Genomic DNA, 19,283 nt, shown 5'->3' with positions numbered 1-19,283 from the left:
TCTCAAATTGGCTACAATTGAAGCAATTCTGAGAACATGACAGGTATTGCCGAATATTTGATGGGTCAGGCGCGTGCACGCGTGCTTGCGACGTTGTTCCTCCATCCGGAGCAGGCATTGCATGTTCGCGAGTTGGCGCGCGCCACCGGCGCATCGCCGGGTTCCCTCCATCGCGAACTGCGAGGACTGACCGAAGCCGGCCTCCTGTTGCGAACCGAAAGCGGACGGCAGGTGCACTACCAGGCCAACGTCCAAAGTCCCGTCTTCCATGAACTGGCCGGATTCCTGCGCAAGACGCTTGGCGTTGCCGACGTGCTGCGCCGCGCGCTGTCGCCCCTCGGCGAAGAAATTTCCCTGGCCTTCGTCTATGGCTCGATAGCGTCGGGAAAGGAAACCGCGCGCAGCGACGTCGATGTCATGGTTCTCGGGAGTGCAGGTTTCGCCGACATTGCGATTGCCCTGGTCGAGGCCCAATCGATCCTGGGTCGAGAGGTCAATCCCACGCCCATGAGCATCGCAGACTTCGCGAAGAAGTTGAAGGAAGGGCAAGGCTTTGCAGCCAACGTGGCTGAAAGCCCCAAGATTTGGCTAAAGGGGGATGAGAATGACTTTGCAGAACTTGTTGAGCATCGGAAAGCTCAAGGAGCACGTGGCCACGGCGCTTGAGATCAGGCAACTGCTGATTGCGATCGAGCGGAATATTGCCGATGCAGCGGTGATCTCAATCAGCGACGAGACTCGGTTCGACGCCGCGTACAAGGCGGTGATGCAGTGTGCGCTGGCCGCGATGCTGGATTCCGGCTACCGACCCTCCACCAGCGAGCCCGGACATCATGTCACGCTCATCCAATCGCTGCCGCTCACCCTCGGGGTCGCCAATGAGACGTGGATCGTGCTCGATGCGTTGCGAAGAAAGCGCAACTCCAACGACTACACGGGCGATGTGGTGACGTCCGACATGGTCGCCGAATGCACGGCGCGGGCGAAGAGCTTGTTCATTGTCTTGAAAAAAAATCTGGAGCAGCGCTACCCCTAGCGCTTTCCTGCGCTCGCGGCTCGTACGCCACCCGGCGTATTTCAGCTCCATGACCTCTTCCGCAGACTCCTCTCCATCGTTCACAAACAGGAGAAGGTCCCATCATGCAACGTCGTTTCACTCTCAAGGCGCTTACCGCCGCCGTCGCCCTGGCGAGCCTGTCCGCGGCACCCGCGTTCGCGCAGGACACCATCAAGGTCGGCGTGCTGCACTCCCTGTCCGGCACGATGGCGATCTCGGAGACCGTGTTGAAGGACACGGTGCTCATGGCGATTGACGACATCAACGCCAAGGGCGGCGTGCTCGGCAAGAAGCTCGAGCCCGTGGTGGTCGACCCGGCTTCCAACTGGCCTCTCTTCGCCGAGAAGACCAAGCAGTTGCTCGGCCAGGACAAGGTCGCCGTGATCTTCGGCTGCTGGACCTCGGTGTCGCGCAAGTCGGTGCTGCCGGTGGTCGAGGAAATGAACGGCCTGCTGTTCTACCCCGTGCAGTACGAGGGTGAAGAACTCAGCAAGAACGTGTTCTACACCGGCGCTGCGCCCAACCAGCAGGCCATCCCCGCGGTGGACTACCTGATGAGCAAGGAAGGCGGCGGCGCCAAGCGCTGGGTGCTGCTGGGCACGGACTACGTCTATCCGCGCACCACCAACAAGATCCTGCGCGCCTACCTGAAGAGCAAGGGCGTGGCCGACAAGGACATCGACGAGAAGTACACGCCCTTCGGCCACAGCGACTACCAGACCATCGTCGCCGACATCAAGAAGTTCTCGGCCGGTGGCAAGACGGCAGTGGTCTCGACTATCAACGGCGACTCCAACGTGCCCTTCTACAAGGAACTCGGCAATGCCGGCCTGAAGGCCAAGGACGTGCCCGTGGTGGCCTTCTCGGTGGGTGAGGAAGAGCTGCGCGGCGTGGACACCAAGCCGCTGGTCGGCCACCTGGCCGCGTGGAACTACTTCATGAGCATCAAGAACCCGACCAACACGGCGTTCATCAAGCAGTGGAGCGACTACGCCAAGGCGAAGAACATCGCCGGCCACAAGGACAAGCCGCTGACCAACGACCCGATGGAAGCCACCTGGATCGGCATCCACATGTGGAAGCAGGCGGTCGAGAAGGCGAAGAGCACGGACACCGACAAGGTGATCGCCGCGATGGCCGGCCAGACCTTCAACGCACCGTCGGGCATCGTCTCGAAGATGGACGAGAAGAACCACCACCTGCACAAGAGCGTGTTCATCGGCGAGATCAAGGCCGACGGCCAGTTCAACGTGGTGTGGAAGACGCCGGGCCCGGTCAAGGCCAAGCCGTGGAGCCCGTACATCGAGGGCAACGACAAGAAGCCTGACCAACCTGCCGGGAAATCTCTCTAACCCCCAGCCTCGCCCACTTCGTGTGGCTCGGGCACCCCCTTTCAGGGGGCAACACCAGCGGGCCGGCCGAGCCGGCCCGCGGTGTTTCTGGAATCTGGAACGTGGGTGATTGGTTTTATGCGCCTTATCTGTTTATCAGCGGTTGCGGTCATGTTGCTGATGGGTGTTTCTGCCCATGCACTGACCACTGAGGAAGCGAAGGCTATCGCTTCTGGCGAGTCGGAGGAGCGTATTGCGGCGCTCAACAAGGCCGTTGCGACGGCTGACGAGAAGACGGCGGCGTTCATCCAGGCGATGTCGGATGATGCGGTGAAGTTCACCGAGGACAAGGTCTTTGTCATCAAGGATGACAAGGCATTCGACCCGGTCTCCGGCGCGGAGCAGAAGCTGCCCGACGACGCGCAGGACGTGGTCAACAACAACATGATGCGGGGCGCGCTCGATGCGGCGCAGGCGGCGCTCAAGCTCACGAGCAAGGACGACGCGACGCGCTCCGAGGCGGCGCTGGCATTGTTCAAGGAGCCGGACGAGTCGCGGCTGCCGCTGGTCGAGAAGGCGCTGGCCGCCGAGACCAATCCGAAGATCAAGGCGCAGCTCGAACTGGTGCGCGCCGCCAGCATGCTGAGCAGTACGGACAAGGGCAAGCGCCTGGTCGCGGCCAAGGAACTGGGCGAGAGCCGCAGCCCCGAGACAAAGCTGCTGCTCAACCAGCGCCTTGCCGACGAGACCGAAGCAGACGTCAAGGCGGCGATCGTCTCGTCGATCAGCAGCATCGACGGCTCGTTGGTCTGGGGTGACCGCATCAACGCGATCTTCAGCGGCATCAGCCTCGGCTCGGTGCTGCTTCTTGCCGCCCTGGGCCTGGCGATCACCTACGGGCTCATGGGCGTGATCAACATGGCGCACGGCGAGCTGATGATGATCGGCGCCTATGCGACCTATGTGATGCAGGGGATCTTCCAGCGCTACTTTCCGGAGTCGGCCTTCGGGTGGTACCTGGTCGCGGCGATTCCGGTGGCCTTCCTGGCCTCGGCCCTGGTCGGCGCGGTGCTCGAACGCGGGGTGATCCGCTTTCTCTACGGCCGTCCGCTCGAAACGCTGCTTGCCACCTGGGGCATCAGCCTCATGTTGCAGCAACTGGTGCGATCGATCTTCGGCGCGCAAAACGTCGGCGTGGAGAACCCGGCGTGGATGAGCGGGGGCTTCACCATGCTGAGCAACGTGACGCTGCCGTGGAACCGCATCTGCATCATCATCTTCGCGGGGCTGGTGCTGCTCGCGATGGGCTGGCTGATCGGCCGCACGCGGCTCGGGCTCTTCGTGCGCGGCGTTACGCAGAACCGGCCGATCGCGTCCTGCATGGGCGTCAACACCGCGCGCATCGATACCTATGCGTTCGCGCTCGGCTCCGGCATCGCAGGGCTTGCCGGTTGCGCGCTCTCGCAGATCGGCAATGTCGGGCCTGACCTCGGGCAGAGCTACATCGTCGACTCCTTCATGGTGGTCGTGATGGGCGGCGTCGGCCAGCTCGCCGGCACGGTGTACGCGGCCATGGGCCTGGGCATCCTGAACAAGTTCATCGAAGGCTGGGCCGGCGCGGTGCTCGCGAAGATCGCGGTGCTGGTCTTCATCATCATCTTCATCCAGAAGCGTCCGCAGGGCATCTTCGCAATGAAAGGCCGGAGCGCAGAGGCATGACCAAGGTCGCACTTCCTTCCAAAGGCCCGCTGCTCAGCGGCAAGGGCTGGACCGTCTTCTTCGTCGTGCTGATCGTCGTGTGCGCACTGGCGCCGGTGCTCAACATGGTGGTGCCCACGGAGAGCGCGCTGCACATGAGCGACTACGCGGTCGCGCTGATCGGCAAGATCATGTGCTACGCAATCTGCGCACTCGCCATGGACCTGATCTGGGGCTACACCGGCATTCTCTCGCTGGGCCACGGCCTCTTCTTCGCGCTGGGCGGCTACATGATGGGCATGTACCTCATGCGCCAGATCGGCCGCGACGGCAACTACAAGAGCGACCTGCCCGACTTCATGGTGTTCCTCGACTGGAAGACGCTGCCCTGGCACTGGAGCCTGAGCGACAGCTTCATCGCCACGCTCATCCTGATCGTCGCGGTGCCGGGTGTGATCGCCTTCGTGTTCGGCTTCTTCGCATTCCGCTCGCGCATCAAGGGGGTGTATTTCTCGATCATCACGCAGGCGATGACCTTCGCGGCGATGCTGCTCTTCTTCCGCAACGAGACGGGCTTCGGCGGCAACAACGGGTTCACCGACTTCAAGCGCATCCTGGGTATTCCCGTGGCAACGCAGGAGATGCGGATGACGCTCTTCGTGCTCACAGGCCTCACGCTGCTCGGCTTCTTCCTGTTCTCGAAGTGGCTCATCGGCAGCAAGTTCGGCCGCGTGCTGCAGGCCATCCGCGACGCCGAATCGCGCGTGATGTTCTCGGGCTACAACCCGCTGGGCTACAAGCTCACGATCTGGGTGATATCGGCCATCATGTGCGGCGTGGCCGGCGCGCTCTATGTGCCGCAGGTCGGCATCATCAACCCGGGCGAGATGAGCGCGGCCAACTCGATCGAGATCGCGATCTGGGCCGCGGTCGGCGGTCGCGCGACGCTGATCGGGCCGATCATCGGCGCCTTCATCGTCAATGGCGCGAAGAGCTGGCTCACGGTGGCCTACCCCGAATACTGGCTCTACTTCCTGGGCGCACTGTTCATTGCGGTCACGCTGTTCCTGCCGAACGGGATCGTCGGGTTGGTGAAGAAATGGGCAACGAGGGAAAAGGCGCCCGCCGAGGGCCGCCGCGAAGCGCAGCGCTCCATGGCCGCGGAGCAGGGCGTCGAACCCGCCGCGTTGACACCGCCGCTGGCGGTCGAACCGAAAGGAGCACGCGCATGACCCCCGACCTGATGGAAGCCGGCGCCGAGCGCGTCGCCAGGCACATTGCCTTCGACCATGCGCTGCAGACCGAATCGGGCGGTCGTGCCGCGGGCTATGGCCGCCCCATGACGGCCGGCGAAGTCGACACGACACACGGCCGGATCCTCTACCTCGAGGACGTGAGCGTGAGCTTCGACGGCTTCAAGGCCATCAACAAGCTGTCGCTCGACATCGCCCCCGGCGAACTGCGCTGCATCATCGGCCCCAACGGTGCGGGCAAGACCACGATGATGGACATCATCACCGGCAAGACGCGCCCCGACGAAGGCACCGTGTTTTTCGGCAGCACCATCGACCTCCTGCGCCACAAGGAAGCCGAGATCGCCCAACTCGGCATCGGGCGCAAGTTCCAGAAGCCGACGGTGTTCGAGCATCTCACCGTGTTCGAGAATCTCGAACTGGCGCTCAAGACCGACAAGGGCGTGAAGGCGTCGATGCTCTTCAAGCTCGATTCGGCGCAGTGCGATCGCCTGGCCGAGGTGCTGCATACGATCCATCTCGAAGGCAGCGTGCTTCGGCTGGCGGGCAATCTCAGCCACGGGCAGAAGCAGTGGCTGGAGATCGGGATGCTGCTGATGCAGGACCCGAAGTTGCTGCTGCTCGACGAGCCCGTGGCGGGCATGACCGATGAAGAGACGGCACGGACGGCCGAACTGTTCCTGACCTTGAAGGGGAAGCACTCGCTGATGGTGGTGGAACACGACATGAGCTTCATCCGGACCATTTCGGAGATCGTGACGGTGCTGTGCGATGGGTCTGTGCTGGCGCAGGGCACGTTGGATGAGGTGCAGGCTGATGAGCGGGTGATCGAGGTTTATCTTGGACGGTAGCAACGGTCTCGTTGAGGGGGAGGTTGGTGGCCGGGACTCGCCCCGGCGGGCGACTTTTTCTTTGTCTCGCCAAAGAAAAGTAAGCAAAAGAAAGGCGACCCCACTGTGCGTGTCCCTTCGCTTCGATACGGGCAACCTGCGGTGCTCGCTTCAGGCGGGGTCCGCGCAAACTCGCTTCGCTCAAACACGCGCGGCCCTTTTTCCGCCTGAAGCTGCGCTCCTCGGCACGCACAGAGGGGACCCCAATACAAATACCGAAAACCACAAGTACGCGCCATGGCGCGTACTTGATTTGCGTCGGGCTGCCGGTATTCAACTGGCCGAGCGAAGCGACGGCCCGCCCACAGCAGGGTCGCCTTTTCTTTGCTTACTTTCTTTTGGCGAAGCAAAAGAAAGTGAGTCGCCCGCCGGGGCGAGACCCGGCCCCCGCCCTCAACAAAGGGAACAAAGGCAACCCATGCTCAGCGTAAAAAACATCCACCAGTATTACGGCGGCTCTCACATCCTCCGCGACGTCAGCTTCGAAGCCCGCCTAGGCAAGGTCACCGTCCTGCTCGGCCGCAACGGCGTAGGCAAGACGACCTTGCTCAAGTCCCTCATGGGCCTCGTCCCCATCAAGAGCGGCAGCATCGAGTTCGACGGCGGACCCATCCAGAAGAAGACACCCTATGAAAGAGCCCGCTCCGGCATGGGCTTCGTGCCCCAAGGCCGCGAGATCTTCGCGCGTCTCACGGTCGAGGAAAACCTGCGCATGGGCCTCGCCTACAAGTCCGGCAGCACGCCGATCCCGCCCGAGCTCTACGAGCTGTTCCCGGTGCTCAAGCAGATGCTCAACCGCCGCGGCGGCGACCTGTCCGGCGGCCAGCAGCAGCAACTCGCGATCGCACGCGCATTGGCGCCGAAACCCAAGCTGCTGATCCTGGATGAGCCCACCGAAGGCATCCAGCCCAGCATCATCAAGGACATCGGCCGCGTGATCCGCATGCTGGCCGACCGCGGCGACATGGCGATCGTGCTGTGCGAACAGTACTACGACTTCGCGCAGGAACTGGCCGACGACTACCTGGTGATGGAGCGCGGCGAAGTCATCGCGCGCGGCCTCGGCAAGGACATGGAAGCCCAGGGCGTGCGGCAGTTGGTGGCGATCTGATCAGCGCGGCGCGGTGTCCGCCGCTGCCATCCGCTCGCGCGCCAGCGTGGCGAAAGCCTGAAGTTCCCCCGGATTCAGATCCGACACGGCCCAGGCCTGCATGCCGCCTTCATTCCAGTGAACGATGTTGTAGCCGCGCCTGGCCATCGTTCGCGGCGCGGCCGCCTTCTCCGTCGGTGCCGGCCACACGAACAGGTTGATGACGTGCTGGCCTGCCTGGTAGACCAGCGCAGCGACCGGCCGCCCCTCGATGTAGTCGAGCCGTGCGCCGACGAGTGGCAGGCCCTCCGCGGCAAGGTCGACCACAGGCGGCGAGAAGTCGAGTTTTCCGGCGAACCAGGGCTTCACCGTATGCCTGTCCGATGACAGCACGTCGGTGAGGTGCGATCCCATCAATGAACGAACGTGGCTGTCGGTGACGGACTCGCTCATGAGGTCCTGCACCGGCATCACCAGCAGACTCAGCGCGATGCCCCAGGCGGTGGCTGCGCCCGCGCCGAACAGCGCGATCGCCTGTAGCCAACGCCATGGCAGGGGGCGTCTTGGCGGGCGAGCCGGTTCGCGCACATCGGCGTTCCGCAGGTCGGCGAGGATGCGCTCGGCCAATGCCGGCGGCGGCGCGTGCCGCGTGGCTTCGCGCCGGATCAGAAGACCGAGCTCGTCGTCGTCAGGTGCCTGCATCACGTTTTCCTTCCGCCTGCCCGCGCGGCGCCTCCGCACGCAACGCGGCACGCAACAGGGCGCGGGCGCGCGACAGGCGCGACATCACCGTCCCGATGGGAATGCCGGTGATGCGCGCGATGTCCTCATACGACATGTCTTCGAGTTCACGCAAGACGATCACCTCCCGAAAAGCCGGTGCCAGCGCGTCGATCGCCGCGTCGATGCGCTGGCCACGGGCGCGTTGTTCCCATAGCGCCGCGGGGTCGCCGCCATCCGGTGGGCTCGATCCGATGCCGGGCTCGACGGCGCCGCTGTCGCGCACTTCGTCGAACTCCACCTGGTCCGCCAGGTGCCTGTGGTGGCGCATCCAGTCGTAGCAGGCGTTGCGCACGATGCCCAGCAGCCAGGGGCGAGCGTCCTCGCCGCGCAGGTCGTCGAGGAAGCGAAAGGCACGCAGACAGGCTTCCTGTACGGCGTCCTCGGCCTGCCGGTCGTCGCGCAGCAGCCAGCGCGCGAGGTTGTACGCGGCGGGCAGATGCGGCAAGGCGACGGCCTCGAATCGACGGGTTCGGTCGTTCAACGGATTCCTTCCCTGCATGACGGTCGGACGGCCCCCTTTATTCCGCGAATCGCTTTTTTCGTTGGATCGGGAATAGGCGGATCGTCCGGCGCGTCATGCGTGATGGCAATTCTGTTCCTTCTCCAAACCACCCGGGAGTCTGCTCATGAAGCTGCATTCGATATTTGCTTCCACCTTGACGGCACTGTGCCTCGCGGCGCCGGCCTGGGCCGCGGGGCCGAAGGCCTACGTCGGGAACTTCAAGGACAACACGGTCAGCGTGATCGATACCTCCGCCTCGCGCGTGGTCGCCACGGTGCCGGTCGCCGCGGGGCCGGACGGCATCGCCGTCTCGCGCGACGATGCCCAGGTCTTCGTGAGCGGCGCGAGCGCGTCGAGTCTCAGCGTGATCGACACCGCGAGCGACAAGGTCACGGCCACCGTCGAGGTCGGCAAGGGGCCGCAGGGCTTGGCGATCACGCCCGACGGCCGCTGGCTGCTGGTGGCCGTGAACGGCGACGACCGCGTGGCCTTCGTCGACACGGCCACCCGCACGGTGCAGGCCACGGTGCCGGTGCCCAAGCCGCACACCATCGCGATCCGTTCGGACGGCAAGCAGGCCTACGTTTCCTCGCAGGCGCCGGGCAACTTTGCCCTGGTGGTGATCGACCTCCCGACCCGGGCGGTGGCCGCCAGCGTGCCCGTCGAGAAGACGCCGCGCGACCTCGAATTCGGCGCCGACGGCAAGGCGCTCTACGTAACGCTGGCCGGCGTGAGCGCGGTGCAGGTCTTCGACCCCGCGTCGAACCGCCTGGTGGCGCAGATTCCCACCGGGGTCTCGCCCCATGTCGCGCATCACTTCCCTGGCACGAGCGCGGGCGTGGTGGTGGTGCAGGGGCCGGGAGAACTCATGATGTTCGACCCGGCGACACGCGCCGCCTCCGGCAGCGTCGCGGTGGGCAAGCAGCCGCACTGGGTGGACGTCCTGCCGGATCACAAGAAGGTGATGGTGACCAACGAAGGCTCGAACGACGTCACCGTGGTCGACCTCGCGGGCGGCCCGGCCGTGACGATTCCCGTGGGCAACGCGCCCCGCAAGGTGGCCGTCCAGCATCGTCCTGGGACGAGCGCCCAGGCGAAGGTCTCGATCGACAACTTCGCCTTCGCTCCTGTGGATCTCGCGATCGCCACGGGCCAGAGGGTGACCTGGATCAACAACGACGGCGCCCCGCACGGCATCGCCTTTGCGGATGGCGCCCCGGGCATGGATCTGATGTTGCCCGGCCAGTCATTCAAGCGGACCTTTTCCAGGCCCGGCGTGTACGACTACGTCTGCGCGGTGCATCCCTACATGACGGCAAAAGTGACGGTCGGCGCCGTGCATTGAGCTTTCGCTGCAGGGCGCCCCGGCACGCGCTACGCTCGGGGTTTCCATCGCCCGAGAGACTCCATGCCGCAGCGCCCGACTCTTCGCCGTCCACCCTCGACCGGGAGCGCAGCGTGCAAGAGCTGATGCTGCTCATGGTCAGCCACGCGATCCTCGTGGTGTTCCTCGTGACCTTGGCGGCGCGTGTCGGCTTGCCGGTGCCGGCATCGCCGGTGCTGGTGGTCGCCGGTGGGCTGGCGGCCATCGCGGATCCTGCGCTGCTGGTCTCGATGGTGGCTGTCGCGGTGCTGGCGAACGTGCTGGGCGACGCGATCTGGTTCTACGCGGGGCGCACCTACGGCTACCGGTTCATGCGCCTGCTGTGCAAGATCTCGATCTCGCCGGATTCGTGCGTCCGAAGCAGCGAGACGCTGATCGGCCGTTGGGGTGGCCTGTCGCTCGTGGCGGCCAAGTTCGTGCCTGGCGTGTCGGTGGTGGCGCCGCCGATGGCGGGTGCGCTCGGCATGTCGTCGCTGCGCTTCCTGGCTTTCGAGGTGGCGGGTGCGTTGCTGTGGGTGGTCGTGTTCCTGGGCCTGGGCTGGCTGTTCCGCGACGAGATCCAGGCGGTGCTGGAAGTCATCGCGGATGCGGGCACCCTGGCGACCGTGGGGCTGGTGGTGGTGCTGGCCGTGATGCTGATCGTGCGTTACCTGCGGCGGCGGGCGTTCCTGCGGCTGACCGGCATGCCGCGCGTCACGGTGGGCGAGCTTCGGGCGTTGATGGGCGGCGAGCCGCCACCCATCGTCATCGACGTGCGAGGTGATGCGGGCGTCCAGGTCGACCCGCGGCGCATTCCGGGCGCGTTGCCGTTCACCCTCAAGGAGATCCAGCAGCGGCGATCCGAACTGCCTTTCGACGGCGCGGACCGCGAGATCATCCTTTACTGCAGTTGCCCCAATGAAGTCTCCGCCGCGCTGGGCGCGCAAGCGCTCGCGGCAAGGGGCCTGAAACGCGCGCGTCCACTGTTGGGCGGGCTGGAGGCGTGGGTCGAGGCGGGGCACCCGACCACGCAACATTGAGCGTTCAGCGCCGGCTGACGGGGGTTTCGTCCATCTCCGAGCCGAGCGGCGGCGCCACTTCTTCCAGCGGCCTGCGCTCGGCATTCACCGCATAGCGCAGCGCAAGCAAACCCGCCACGATGACCAGCGCCGCGCCGATCGCATAGCCGACCGCGACCGCGCCACGGCTGCCGGTCTCTATCAATGCGCCGAACAGCACCGGCGCCACGAAGCCGCCGGCCCCCGTGCCCACCGCATAGAAGATCGAGATGGCGATAGCGCGCATCTCGAGCGGAAACACCTCGCTGACCGTGAGGTAGGCTGAACTCGCCGCCGCCGATGCAAGGAAGAACACGGCCGACCAGCACAGCGCCTGGCTGCGCGCATCGAGCCAGCCTTCCATGAAGGCCCATCCGGTCAACGCGAGGCCCACGCCGGACAGCACATAGGTCAGCGCGATCATCCGGCGCCGGCCCACGCGGTCGAAAAGCGGCCCCAGCAACAGCGGCCCCAGCACGTTGCCGAGCGCGAAGGGAAAGATGTAGAGCGCGACCTTGCCTTCGGGCACGCCGTGGAAACGCGTCAGCACCAGCGCGTAGGTGAAGAAGATCGCGTTGTAGAAGAAGGCCTGCGAAATCATGAGCGCGAGCGCGACCATGCTGCGCTGCGGGTAGCGACGAAAGAGCACCCGCGCCACCTCTCGCCAGCCGGGGCTGGCGCGGCCACCGAAGCTGACGTGGCCGACGGCGGCCGGCAGTGCGCCGTGCTGCGCGCCCACCTCCGCCTCGATGTGCCGGACGATGCGCTCCGCCTCATCCGCGTGGCCGTGCGCGATCAGCCAGCGCGGGCTTTCCGGCACATCGCGGCGCACGAGCAGGATCGCCACTGCCAGCACGGCGCCGAGGCCGAAGCCCGCGCGCCAGCCCCAGACCGGCCCCAGCACGCGCGGATCGAGCAGCCAGAGGCTCAGTCCGGCACCGAGCGCGGCGCCGATCCAGAAGCTGCCGTTGATCGCGAGATTCACCCGGCCCCGCACCCGCGCGGGAATCAGCTCGTCGATGGCGGAGTTGATGGCCGCGTACTCGCCGCCGATGCCAAGCCCCGTCGCGAAGCGGCACAGCGCGAAGAAGGCGAAGTTCGGCGAAAAGGCCGTGGCGAGCGTGGCCATGGCATAGACGGCCAGCGTGACGAGAAAGAGCTTCTTGCGTCCAAGCCGGTCCGCAAGGCGGCCGAACACCAGCGCGCCGACGACCGCGCCGCCGATGTAGAGCGAGCCCGACCAGCCGATCTGCGCCGCGCTCAGCCCCAGCGTGTCGGGCCGCTCCAGCACGCCGCCGATGGAGCCGACCAGCGTCACCTCCAGCCCGTCGAGCATCCAGGCCACGCCGAGGGCGATCACCACGCGCCAGTGCCATCGCGACCACGGCAGGCGGTCGAGGCGGGCGGGTATGTCGCTGTGCGTGACGCTCATATGGCAAACCTCCGTGCTTCGCACTGCGGTGCGAGCGGCCTACATCGACCAGATCCGCGGCGCCTGCGCGGGCAGCTTCCAGAGTTCGGAGCGCCACGCCATCCACACCTGGCGCAGCAACTGCATGGCGGGCTCGACCATCGGTGCCAGTGCGCGCAGGACGATGATTTCGGCATGCGGGCTGGTCGCTCCGGCGCTCTCATGCAATGCATGGCCGTCGCTCAGCGAGCGCGCGATTTCGAGGGCGGCATCGCGGCGTGCCCGCGCGACCGGCGTGCCCGCGACGAAGAAGATCGACGCGATGCAACGATGGCCGCCGAAACCGATCGGGCTTTGCAGCAGGCGTCGGTCGGCGGCGTCGATCCGCCCGCGCTCCAGCCACACGCCGGGCGCCTCGATGTGCTGCTGCAGCGTCCCGCGTTCGAAAGGCTTGCCCGCGTTGGGCAGGCCGAGCGCGGTCACGTCCCAGCCGATCAGCTCCGCGCCCTCGGCGACGCGCAGCGTGAGGCGATTCTCGGCACGGCAGCCGCTGTAGCAGATCGCTTCGAGCGGCAGCCATTCGAGACGGGCGCCGGCTTCCACGGTCAGCTCGGTGCGTTGCAGCGCCAGCTCGCCCTCGGAACGGTAGAAGCGGCTTGCGCCCGGCGTGGTGATCAGGCCGTGGCTGCCGCCCTTGGCATGCACACGGATGTCCAGCGTGTCGCCGCCGACCAGGCCGCCCGGCGGGTGAACGAGCACGTTGTGGCATACCGCGTCGCCTTCGGGGTAGAGGCTTTGCAGGATGCGAAGCGGGCCGTCGTGGCGAAAGCGCGCGACGCTGCGTTGTTGTTCAAGTTGGTAGTCGAGGTCGAGTCGCGCGTGCCATGGCATGGCGCGAGTGTAGGCACTCGGACCAGCAGCTCCGCCCAATCGCTCAACCTGGCCGAAAGCGCCAAGGCCTTTGCAGTCGTCAAGGCATCGAGCGTCATGGTGGGTACGGACTGCGCGCACCCGGCATTTATCGGGGCACCTCCATCACTATTCGCCCTTGAGCAGGCGGCGCAGTTTGCCTCGCAGCGGGGTGTCCTCTTTCAAGGAAGATACCCCGAGTTTTTGGGCCATGACTTCCCGGCTGGTGCCGTCGTGCAGGTTGACCTCCCGAACCACCTGCCCATTCTGGTAGACGAAGGCGATATCGGCCAGTTCGAGGACATCGTCGATGTCGTGCGTGATCATCAGTACCGGGATGTTCCATTCCTGGCGCATCCTGGCGAGGTCCTCGCGCACGGTGCTGCGCAGCATCGGATTGAGTGCTGCAAAGGGCTCGTCCAGCAGCAGCACTTGCGGACGGCAGGCGAGCGCGCGCGCGAGTGCCACGCGCTGCTGCTGGCCGCCGGAGAGGTGTCGTGGCCGACTGTCGGCCATGGCGATGAGGTCGAAGCCCCGGAGCAAGGCGTCGACCCGATCGCTGTCTTCGCGGGACAGGCGTCGATGGCGCCACGACGTCAGCCCGAATGCGATGTTGTCGCGTACCGATAGATGCGGAAACAGCGCGTAGTTCTGGAACAGGTAGCCGATACGGCGCCCAGCCGCCGGCACGTCGATGCGCTGCGCGGAATCGAAGAGCGTGCGGCCGTCGAGCTGCACGCGCCCCCGGGTGGGATGAAGGAGTCCGGCGATGGCCTGGAAAGTCAGCGACTTGCCTGAACCGGAGGGTCCGTAGAGTGCCGCGAAGGGCACATCGCTCGCAAAGCGCGCCGCGAGGTCGAAGCGCCGTGCGCCGTCCGTGACCGTCAGCTGGATGTCGACATCGATCACGGTTTGCCGAAACCGAACCGCGCCAGCGTCTGCTGTGCCGCATCGGTCGAGAGGAAGGCTATGAAGTCACGGGCCAGCGCCTTCTCCTTGCTGTCGGCGACGATGGCGATCGGATAGGTCACTGGCGTATGGCCCGACGGCGTGAGCACCACTTTCACCTTGTCTCCCATGATGGACGCGTCCGTACGGTACACGAATCCGGCCTCGGCCTCGCCGCGGCTCACGTAGTCGAGCACCTGGCGCACGCTGTCAGCCTGGACGAACTTGGGTTCGAGAACGGTCCAGAGATTGGCGCTCTCAAGTACCTCCTTGGTGTAGCGGCCCACGGGCACCGTTGCCGTTTTGCCGACAGCGATCTTCTTGACGGCGGGCCCCGTCAGGTCCTGCATGCTCTTCAGGCCCGGGCCGTCCTTGGCAGGTTCGACCAGCACGAGGCTGTTGGTCACGAAGTCCTTGCGCGTGGCCGTGTCGATCAGCTTTTGCTCCGCGGCGCGGTTCATGGTTTCCTTGTCGGCGCTGGCGAAGACATCCACCGGGGCGCCCTGGCTGATCTGCTGCAGCAGCACGCCCGAGGCCGCGAAGTTGAACCGCACCGTCGCGCCGGGCTTGCTCGCCTCGAATCTCGTGCCCAATTCCTTGAATGCATCCGTCAGGCTCGCGGCCGCCGACACGGTGAGTTGTTGCGCCGCTGCGCCCAGGGGCAGGGCCAGCGCGAGGACGATGGAAGCGAGACGGGACACGCACATGATGCGGCTCCTTTGGGATCAGCGAAGGGAGAAGAATCGGTTCGACAGAACCAGCACGGTGATGGAAAGCAGCGACGTGACGATCACCAGGACGAGCGCCAGGTCGTCGTTGCCGGCCTGGGCAGCGTCGTAGATCGCCATGGAGAGGGTCTGGGTCTGCTTGGGAATCGATCCCGCCACCATGAGCGACGCGCCAAACTCCCCCATGGCGCGCGCGAAGGCGAGCAAGGTGCCCGCCAGGACGCCCGGCCACGCCAATGGCAGGGTCACCCGCAGGAAAATCGAAAAGGGCGACTGACGCAAGGTGCTGGCGGCCGCCTCCAGCGATCGGTCTACGCCTTCGAAGGCCGCACTGGCCGACTTCAGGACCAGCGGCAAGGCGACCACGGCCGACGCCACGACGGCGCCGTGCCAACTGAAGATGATGGTGTAGTCGAAGTGCTCGCGCAGCCAGCCGCCCAGCGGACTGCGGCGCCCGGCGGCCACGAGGATGGCGTAACCGATGACCGTCGGCGGCAGGACGAGCGGCAGCATGAACAGCGATTCCAGCACCGCGGAGCCGGGAAACCGCCTGCGGGCGAATACCCAGCCCAGCATCACGCCGGTCACCAGCGCCAGCAAGGTGGCGAAGGCGGCAACCTTGATCGACAGGACGAGGGGCGACCAGTCCATCGAAGCGAGGAGCGACATCGTCGTGTTCATTTGGGAATGACGAGATTGTTACACATGGTCGTGCAACACAGGCGTCGACGCTGTGTCCGTATCCTTGCCGACACAGCGTCGAACTCAGACGAGCGGGCCGCTCACTTCATCCGGCCGTCTGGATCGGAGTCATTGGGCCAGCAGGCGCGTCAGCGCCGTGATGTCCGCTGCAGCGGTGACACGGGCGGTACTCTCGATCGCCCGGTAGTGCATGACGATCTGCTCGCCCACCGACGTGAGCGCGGTACCCCCACCGTGCGAGCCGCCGGCCGCCGTGCTCACTGCCGGCGAACTCAGCGCCTTGTTCATCTCGTCAATGAGCATCCAGGCACGCCGGTACGACATGCCGAGTTGGCGACCGGCTGCCGAGATCGACCCGGTCTCGGCAATGGCTTCGAGCAGTGCGATCTTTCCGGGGCCGATGGCAATGCTGTCGTCACGGTAGATGCGCAGGCGAAATTGCACTTTGGATTTCATGCCGGGCGAATGTCAGATGTTCAACGCCGCAGGTTAAACGATCCGCCCGCGATCCCGCGTTGTGAATCCCTCAGGTTTTCCAGGCCCCGACGTGCGCCGCGCCGGCCTCGTCGATCAGCGCGGGCCCGATGCATTCGATCGGATGCGGCGACGCACGGAACACGTCGCGGCACGACAACTCGGCGTCGCGCTGGTCGCCGCGCTCGCCGCGGAAGAGGCGCAGCCGTTCGGCATCGATGCCGAAAACCACGCGGCCGATGTTCGACCAGAAGATGGCGCCGGCGCACATCACGCAGGGCTCGCCCGACGAATAGATCGTTGCGCCCGCCAGGTCCTCGCGCGACAGCTTGCGGTCGGCCAGCATGCGCACCGCGTTGGTCTCCGCGTGGCCGGTGACGTCGCCGGTCTCGGCCGTGTTGCAGTAGGCCTCCGCCAGCACCTCGCCCGTCTTCGAAACGATCACGGCGCCGAAAGGCCGGTTGCCGCGCCGTCGCCCGGCGTGCGACCAGACGATCGCCTTGCGGAGATAGCGGCCGTCGCGTTCGTCGAGCCGCGTTTCAGGGGAAAAGGTGTCTTGGGGTACTGCGCTCATGCCTTGATGCTACGTTCACTGCGCGCGGGCAGCATCGAGCTGTTGAATATCGCGTCCGCCGACGGCTTGGTTTTCAGCCCGAAGACCTCGGCCACCTCGTCGACCTGCTGTTCGAGCGTGAGCTTGCGGATGTCGCCCAGACCGTGCGTCCGGGTGTCGGCCGCACCCACGTACTGCGCGGTGATGGCCCAGCGATCGAGTTCCACCTTGGGGTCGAGGATGGGTTCGCGCTGGCGCATCGCCGCGATGCTGGGCGCCGGATTCGAGAAGGTCTCGACGAGCGCGCGGTTGGTCGCGCGCAGGAACGCGGCCACGGCCTTCGGGTTCTGCGCGATCAGGTTGCTGCTCGCGAGGATCGCGTTGCCGTAGAGGTTGACGCCGGCATCCGCGTACTTGAGCACCGAAAGGTCGTCCGTCTTCATGCGCGCGAAGAGCGACACGGCCGAGTCGTGGAAGTAGGTGGCGGCATCGACATCGCCGCGCACCATCACGTTGTCGCGCGCGCTGAAGTCGGTGGTCTGCCACAGCAAGGCGTCCGGCTTCATGCCTTGCTTGCGCGCCACCAGAGGCCAGGCGCGGCGCGTCGACTCCACCGCGGCGGCCGCGACCTTCTTGCCCTGCAGGCTCTTGAAGTCGCCGGTAACGCCGCGGTCCTTGCGGCCGATGATCACGAAAGGCGCCCGGTTGTAGTACTGGTAGACCGCCTGCACCATGGGCGTACCCGGGTTCTGCGCGTTGAATTCGACCAGCGAGCTGATGTCGCCCAGACCGAGTTGGTAGACGCCGCTTGCGATGCGCGTGATCGAAGCGACCGAACCTGCCCCCGTGTCGATCGTGACGTCCAGGCCTTCATCCTTGTAGTAGCCCTTGCTCTCGGCAAGGAAGAAGGGCGCCGTCTGTCCGTTGATGCGGAAGTCGAGCGTGAACTTGAGCGGCGTGAGCCTGGCGGCCTGCCCGAAGACGCTGGGTGCGGCGAGGGCGGCGGCGCAGGCTGGGCCAGCGGCGAGGAAGGTACGGCGTTGCATGGAAAGTGATCTCCGGAAGTTCGTGGGTCTTGAACGCCCGCCACCTTGGCTGGGCACTTCAAGAGCAATTTCCGGGCGGCGCACTGATGCGGTGCGTGCGCTGCTGAACGCTTCTACTCTTGCCATCGTCCATGCACGACGCATGCCAAGGTGATTTGCTCGGAGATGAGCCGACGCGGCTTGCCTTGCGGATCGGCATGGCGGGACAATCCGGGCGCGCAACTTGCATCGATGCTGCGCAGAGTAGAAGCGTTCAGCCGGCGTCCGTCGGCGGGAAATTGCTCTTTCATGGTCGTCCCCAAGCACAACCGAAGGAGTCTTTTCCATGCTCGTCACGCAACAACCCGTCTTCCGCAAGTTCTGGCATGCCGTCATGCCCCTGGCCGATCTGCAGCAGGGGCCCAGGCCCTTCACGCTGCTCGGCGAGAACATCGTTCTCTTTCTGGATGCCGACGGCCAGCCCGCCGCATTGCGCGATCGCTGCTGCCATCGCACCGCCAGGCTCTCGAAGGGCTGGTGCGTCAATGGCGAAGGCAAGGCGTGCGGCCAGGGCGCGATCCAGTGCGGCTACCACGGCTGGACCTACGACCGCAGCGGCCAGGTGATCCGCATCCCGCAGTACGAGCCCGACCGCAAGATCTCACCCGACTACAAGACCACCGCCTATCACTGCACCGCGCGCTACGGCTATGCGTGGGTGGCGCTCGAAGAGCCCATCGCCGACATCCCTGAGATCCCCGAGTTCGCCGACCCGGCCTACCGCACGATCCATCAGTTCTACGAAGAGTGGCAGACCAGCCCGATGCGCGCGCTGGAGAACTCCTTCGACAACTCGCACTTCAGCTTCGTGCACCGCGCGACCTTCGGCGTCGCGGCGAGTCCCAGGCCGAGCAAGTACGAACTGGTCGAGAACGACAGCGGCTTCTACGCGGAGACCGTGATCGAAGCGGTCAACCCGGCGAAGTTCCATGCGATCAGCGGCGTGACCGATCCGATCACCACGCGCCACATGCGCAACGCGTACTTCCTGCCGTTCTCGCGCCGGCTCGACATCGAATACCCCTCGGGCATCCGCCACATCATCATCAACTGCTTCACGCCCATCGACGACGGCCGCATGCAGCTGTGCCAATGGCTGTTCCGCAACGACACCGAGGCCGACTGCGCGGCGCAGATGCTGATCGACTTCGACGAGGAAATCACGCGCGAGGACAAGGACATCCTCGAATCCACCGACCCCGATGCGCTGGTCGACACGCGCCGGCGCGGCGTCGAGTACTCGATGGAGTCCGATCGGCCGGGCATGCTGATCCGCAAGCACCTGATGCAGTTGCTGGCGAAGCACGGTGAGGCCGAAATCCATCGCGGCATGCGCGTGGTGCCGCTGGCACAGGCGGCCTGACTTTCCTTCAGGGGCAACACCTGCGGCCCGGCTAAGCCGGTTCCGCGGTGTTCCTGGGATCGGCGGGGCTACCATCGTGGACTGA

Annotated in this window: 21 protein-coding genes; 10 read left to right on the top strand and 11 right to left on the bottom strand. The window is 65.6% G+C overall.

Annotated features, from left to right (window positions below; translation table 11 throughout):
• Nucleotides 1-36 precede the first annotated feature (36 nt).
• The 7 genes from AC1D3B_RS08040 to urtE all read left to right on the top strand — a co-directional run bounded on the left by AC1D3B_RS08040 (nt 37) and on the right by urtE (nt 7,340).
• Entirely contained in the window at nt 37-666 is a 630-nt protein-coding gene (locus tag AC1D3B_RS08040; RefSeq protein WP_478190132.1) for a nucleotidyltransferase domain-containing protein, read from the top strand.
• Nucleotides 623-1,036, top strand: a complete 414-nt coding sequence (locus AC1D3B_RS08035) for a DNA-binding protein (protein WP_478190131.1) — start codon at nt 623-625, stop codon at nt 1,034-1,036. Before AC1D3B_RS08040 ends, AC1D3B_RS08035 begins: the two co-directional genes overlap by 44 nt.
• Before the next feature lie 104 nt (nt 1,037-1,140).
• Entirely contained in the window at nt 1,141-2,409 is a 1,269-nt protein-coding gene (gene urtA, locus AC1D3B_RS08030; protein WP_478190130.1) for an urea ABC transporter substrate-binding protein, read from the top strand.
• A gap of 150 nt (nt 2,410-2,559) precedes the next feature.
• Nucleotides 2,560-4,107: an urea ABC transporter permease subunit UrtB gene (gene urtB / locus AC1D3B_RS08025; protein WP_478190129.1), complete on the top strand. Its 1,548-nt coding sequence runs from the start codon at nt 2,560-2,562 to the stop codon at nt 4,105-4,107.
• Nucleotides 4,104-5,318, top strand: coding sequence for an urea ABC transporter permease subunit UrtC (gene urtC, locus AC1D3B_RS08020; RefSeq protein ID WP_478190128.1), 1,215 nt, complete (start codon nt 4,104-4,106; stop codon nt 5,316-5,318). Before urtB ends, urtC begins: the two co-directional genes overlap by 4 nt.
• A complete protein-coding gene (gene urtD / locus AC1D3B_RS08015) occupies nt 5,315-6,190 on the top strand; it encodes an urea ABC transporter ATP-binding protein UrtD (protein ID WP_478190127.1) in 876 nt (291 codons plus the stop codon). Before urtC ends, urtD begins: the two co-directional genes overlap by 4 nt.
• Nucleotides 6,191-6,647: 457 nt before the next feature.
• A complete protein-coding gene (gene urtE, locus AC1D3B_RS08010) occupies nt 6,648-7,340 on the top strand; it encodes an urea ABC transporter ATP-binding subunit UrtE (RefSeq protein ID WP_478190126.1) in 693 nt (230 codons plus the stop codon).
• Here urtE and AC1D3B_RS08005 read toward each other — a convergent pair whose 3' ends face one another.
• Nucleotides 7,341-8,021, bottom strand: coding sequence for an anti-sigma factor family protein (locus tag AC1D3B_RS08005; protein ID WP_478190125.1), 681 nt, complete (start codon nt 8,019-8,021; stop codon nt 7,341-7,343). It lies immediately after the preceding gene.
• Nucleotides 8,008-8,583 (bottom strand): sigma-70 family RNA polymerase sigma factor, encoded by a 576-nt coding sequence (locus AC1D3B_RS08000; protein WP_478190124.1) that lies wholly within the window; start codon nt 8,581-8,583, stop codon nt 8,008-8,010. Before AC1D3B_RS08000 ends, AC1D3B_RS08005 begins: the two co-directional genes overlap by 14 nt.
• 145 nt (nt 8,584-8,728) lie before the next feature.
• Between AC1D3B_RS08000 and AC1D3B_RS07995 the strand changes: the two genes are divergently transcribed.
• Nucleotides 8,729-9,949 (top strand): YVTN family beta-propeller repeat protein, encoded by a 1,221-nt coding sequence (locus AC1D3B_RS07995; protein WP_478190123.1) that lies wholly within the window; start codon nt 8,729-8,731, stop codon nt 9,947-9,949.
• Nucleotides 9,950-10,062: 113 nt separating this feature from the next.
• Nucleotides 10,063-11,007, top strand: coding sequence for a VTT domain-containing protein (locus AC1D3B_RS07990; RefSeq protein ID WP_478190122.1), 945 nt, complete (start codon nt 10,063-10,065; stop codon nt 11,005-11,007).
• Between the two features lie 4 nt (nt 11,008-11,011).
• On the opposite strand, the gene AC1D3B_RS07985 is transcribed toward AC1D3B_RS07990, so the two are convergent.
• From AC1D3B_RS07985 to AC1D3B_RS07945, 9 genes are all read right to left on the bottom strand, one after another.
• Nucleotides 11,012-12,457: an MFS transporter gene (locus AC1D3B_RS07985; protein ID WP_478190121.1), complete on the bottom strand. Its 1,446-nt coding sequence runs from the start codon at nt 12,455-12,457 to the stop codon at nt 11,012-11,014.
• A 39-nt stretch (nt 12,458-12,496) separates the two neighbouring features.
• Nucleotides 12,497-13,327 (bottom strand): urease accessory protein UreD, encoded by an 831-nt coding sequence (locus tag AC1D3B_RS07980; protein WP_478190120.1) that lies wholly within the window; start codon nt 13,325-13,327, stop codon nt 12,497-12,499.
• Between the two features lie 147 nt (nt 13,328-13,474).
• Nucleotides 13,475-14,254, bottom strand: coding sequence for an ABC transporter ATP-binding protein (locus AC1D3B_RS07975; protein WP_478190119.1), 780 nt, complete (start codon nt 14,252-14,254; stop codon nt 13,475-13,477).
• Entirely contained in the window at nt 14,251-15,000 is a 750-nt protein-coding gene (gene modA, locus AC1D3B_RS07970) for a molybdate ABC transporter substrate-binding protein (protein WP_478190118.1), read from the bottom strand. Before modA ends, AC1D3B_RS07975 begins: the two co-directional genes overlap by 4 nt.
• 18 nt (nt 15,001-15,018) lie before the next feature.
• Nucleotides 15,019-15,702 (bottom strand): molybdate ABC transporter permease subunit, encoded by a 684-nt coding sequence (modB, locus tag AC1D3B_RS07965; protein WP_478190117.1) that lies wholly within the window; start codon nt 15,700-15,702, stop codon nt 15,019-15,021.
• Nucleotides 15,703-15,831: 129 nt separating this feature from the next.
• Nucleotides 15,832-16,179, bottom strand: a complete 348-nt coding sequence (locus tag AC1D3B_RS07960) for a winged helix-turn-helix domain-containing protein (protein ID WP_478190116.1) — start codon at nt 16,177-16,179, stop codon at nt 15,832-15,834.
• Between the two features lie 70 nt (nt 16,180-16,249).
• Nucleotides 16,250-16,771 carry a nucleoside deaminase gene (locus tag AC1D3B_RS07955; protein WP_478190115.1) on the bottom strand — a complete coding sequence of 174 codons (522 nt, stop codon included), beginning with the start codon at nt 16,769-16,771 and terminating at the stop codon, nt 16,250-16,252.
• Nucleotides 16,768-17,796 carry an ABC transporter substrate-binding protein gene (locus AC1D3B_RS07950; protein ID WP_478190114.1) on the bottom strand — a complete coding sequence of 343 codons (1,029 nt, stop codon included), beginning with the start codon at nt 17,794-17,796 and terminating at the stop codon, nt 16,768-16,770. The genes AC1D3B_RS07955 and AC1D3B_RS07950 overlap by 4 nt, the downstream gene beginning before the upstream one ends.
• 113 nt (nt 17,797-17,909) lie before the next feature.
• Nucleotides 17,910-18,086, bottom strand: a complete 177-nt coding sequence (locus AC1D3B_RS07945; RefSeq protein ID WP_478190113.1) for a hypothetical protein — start codon at nt 18,084-18,086, stop codon at nt 17,910-17,912.
• 35 nt (nt 18,087-18,121) lie between these two features.
• Between AC1D3B_RS07945 and AC1D3B_RS07940 the strand changes: the two genes are divergently transcribed.
• Nucleotides 18,122-19,198: an aromatic ring-hydroxylating dioxygenase subunit alpha gene (locus tag AC1D3B_RS07940; RefSeq protein WP_478190112.1), complete on the top strand. Its 1,077-nt coding sequence runs from the start codon at nt 18,122-18,124 to the stop codon at nt 19,196-19,198.
• The last annotated feature ends 85 nt before the right edge of the window (nt 19,199-19,283 follow it).

Source organism: Variovorax sp. P5_A3 (genome assembly GCF_056400665.1).
This window is presented reverse-complemented; position numbering and strand designations above follow the sequence as displayed.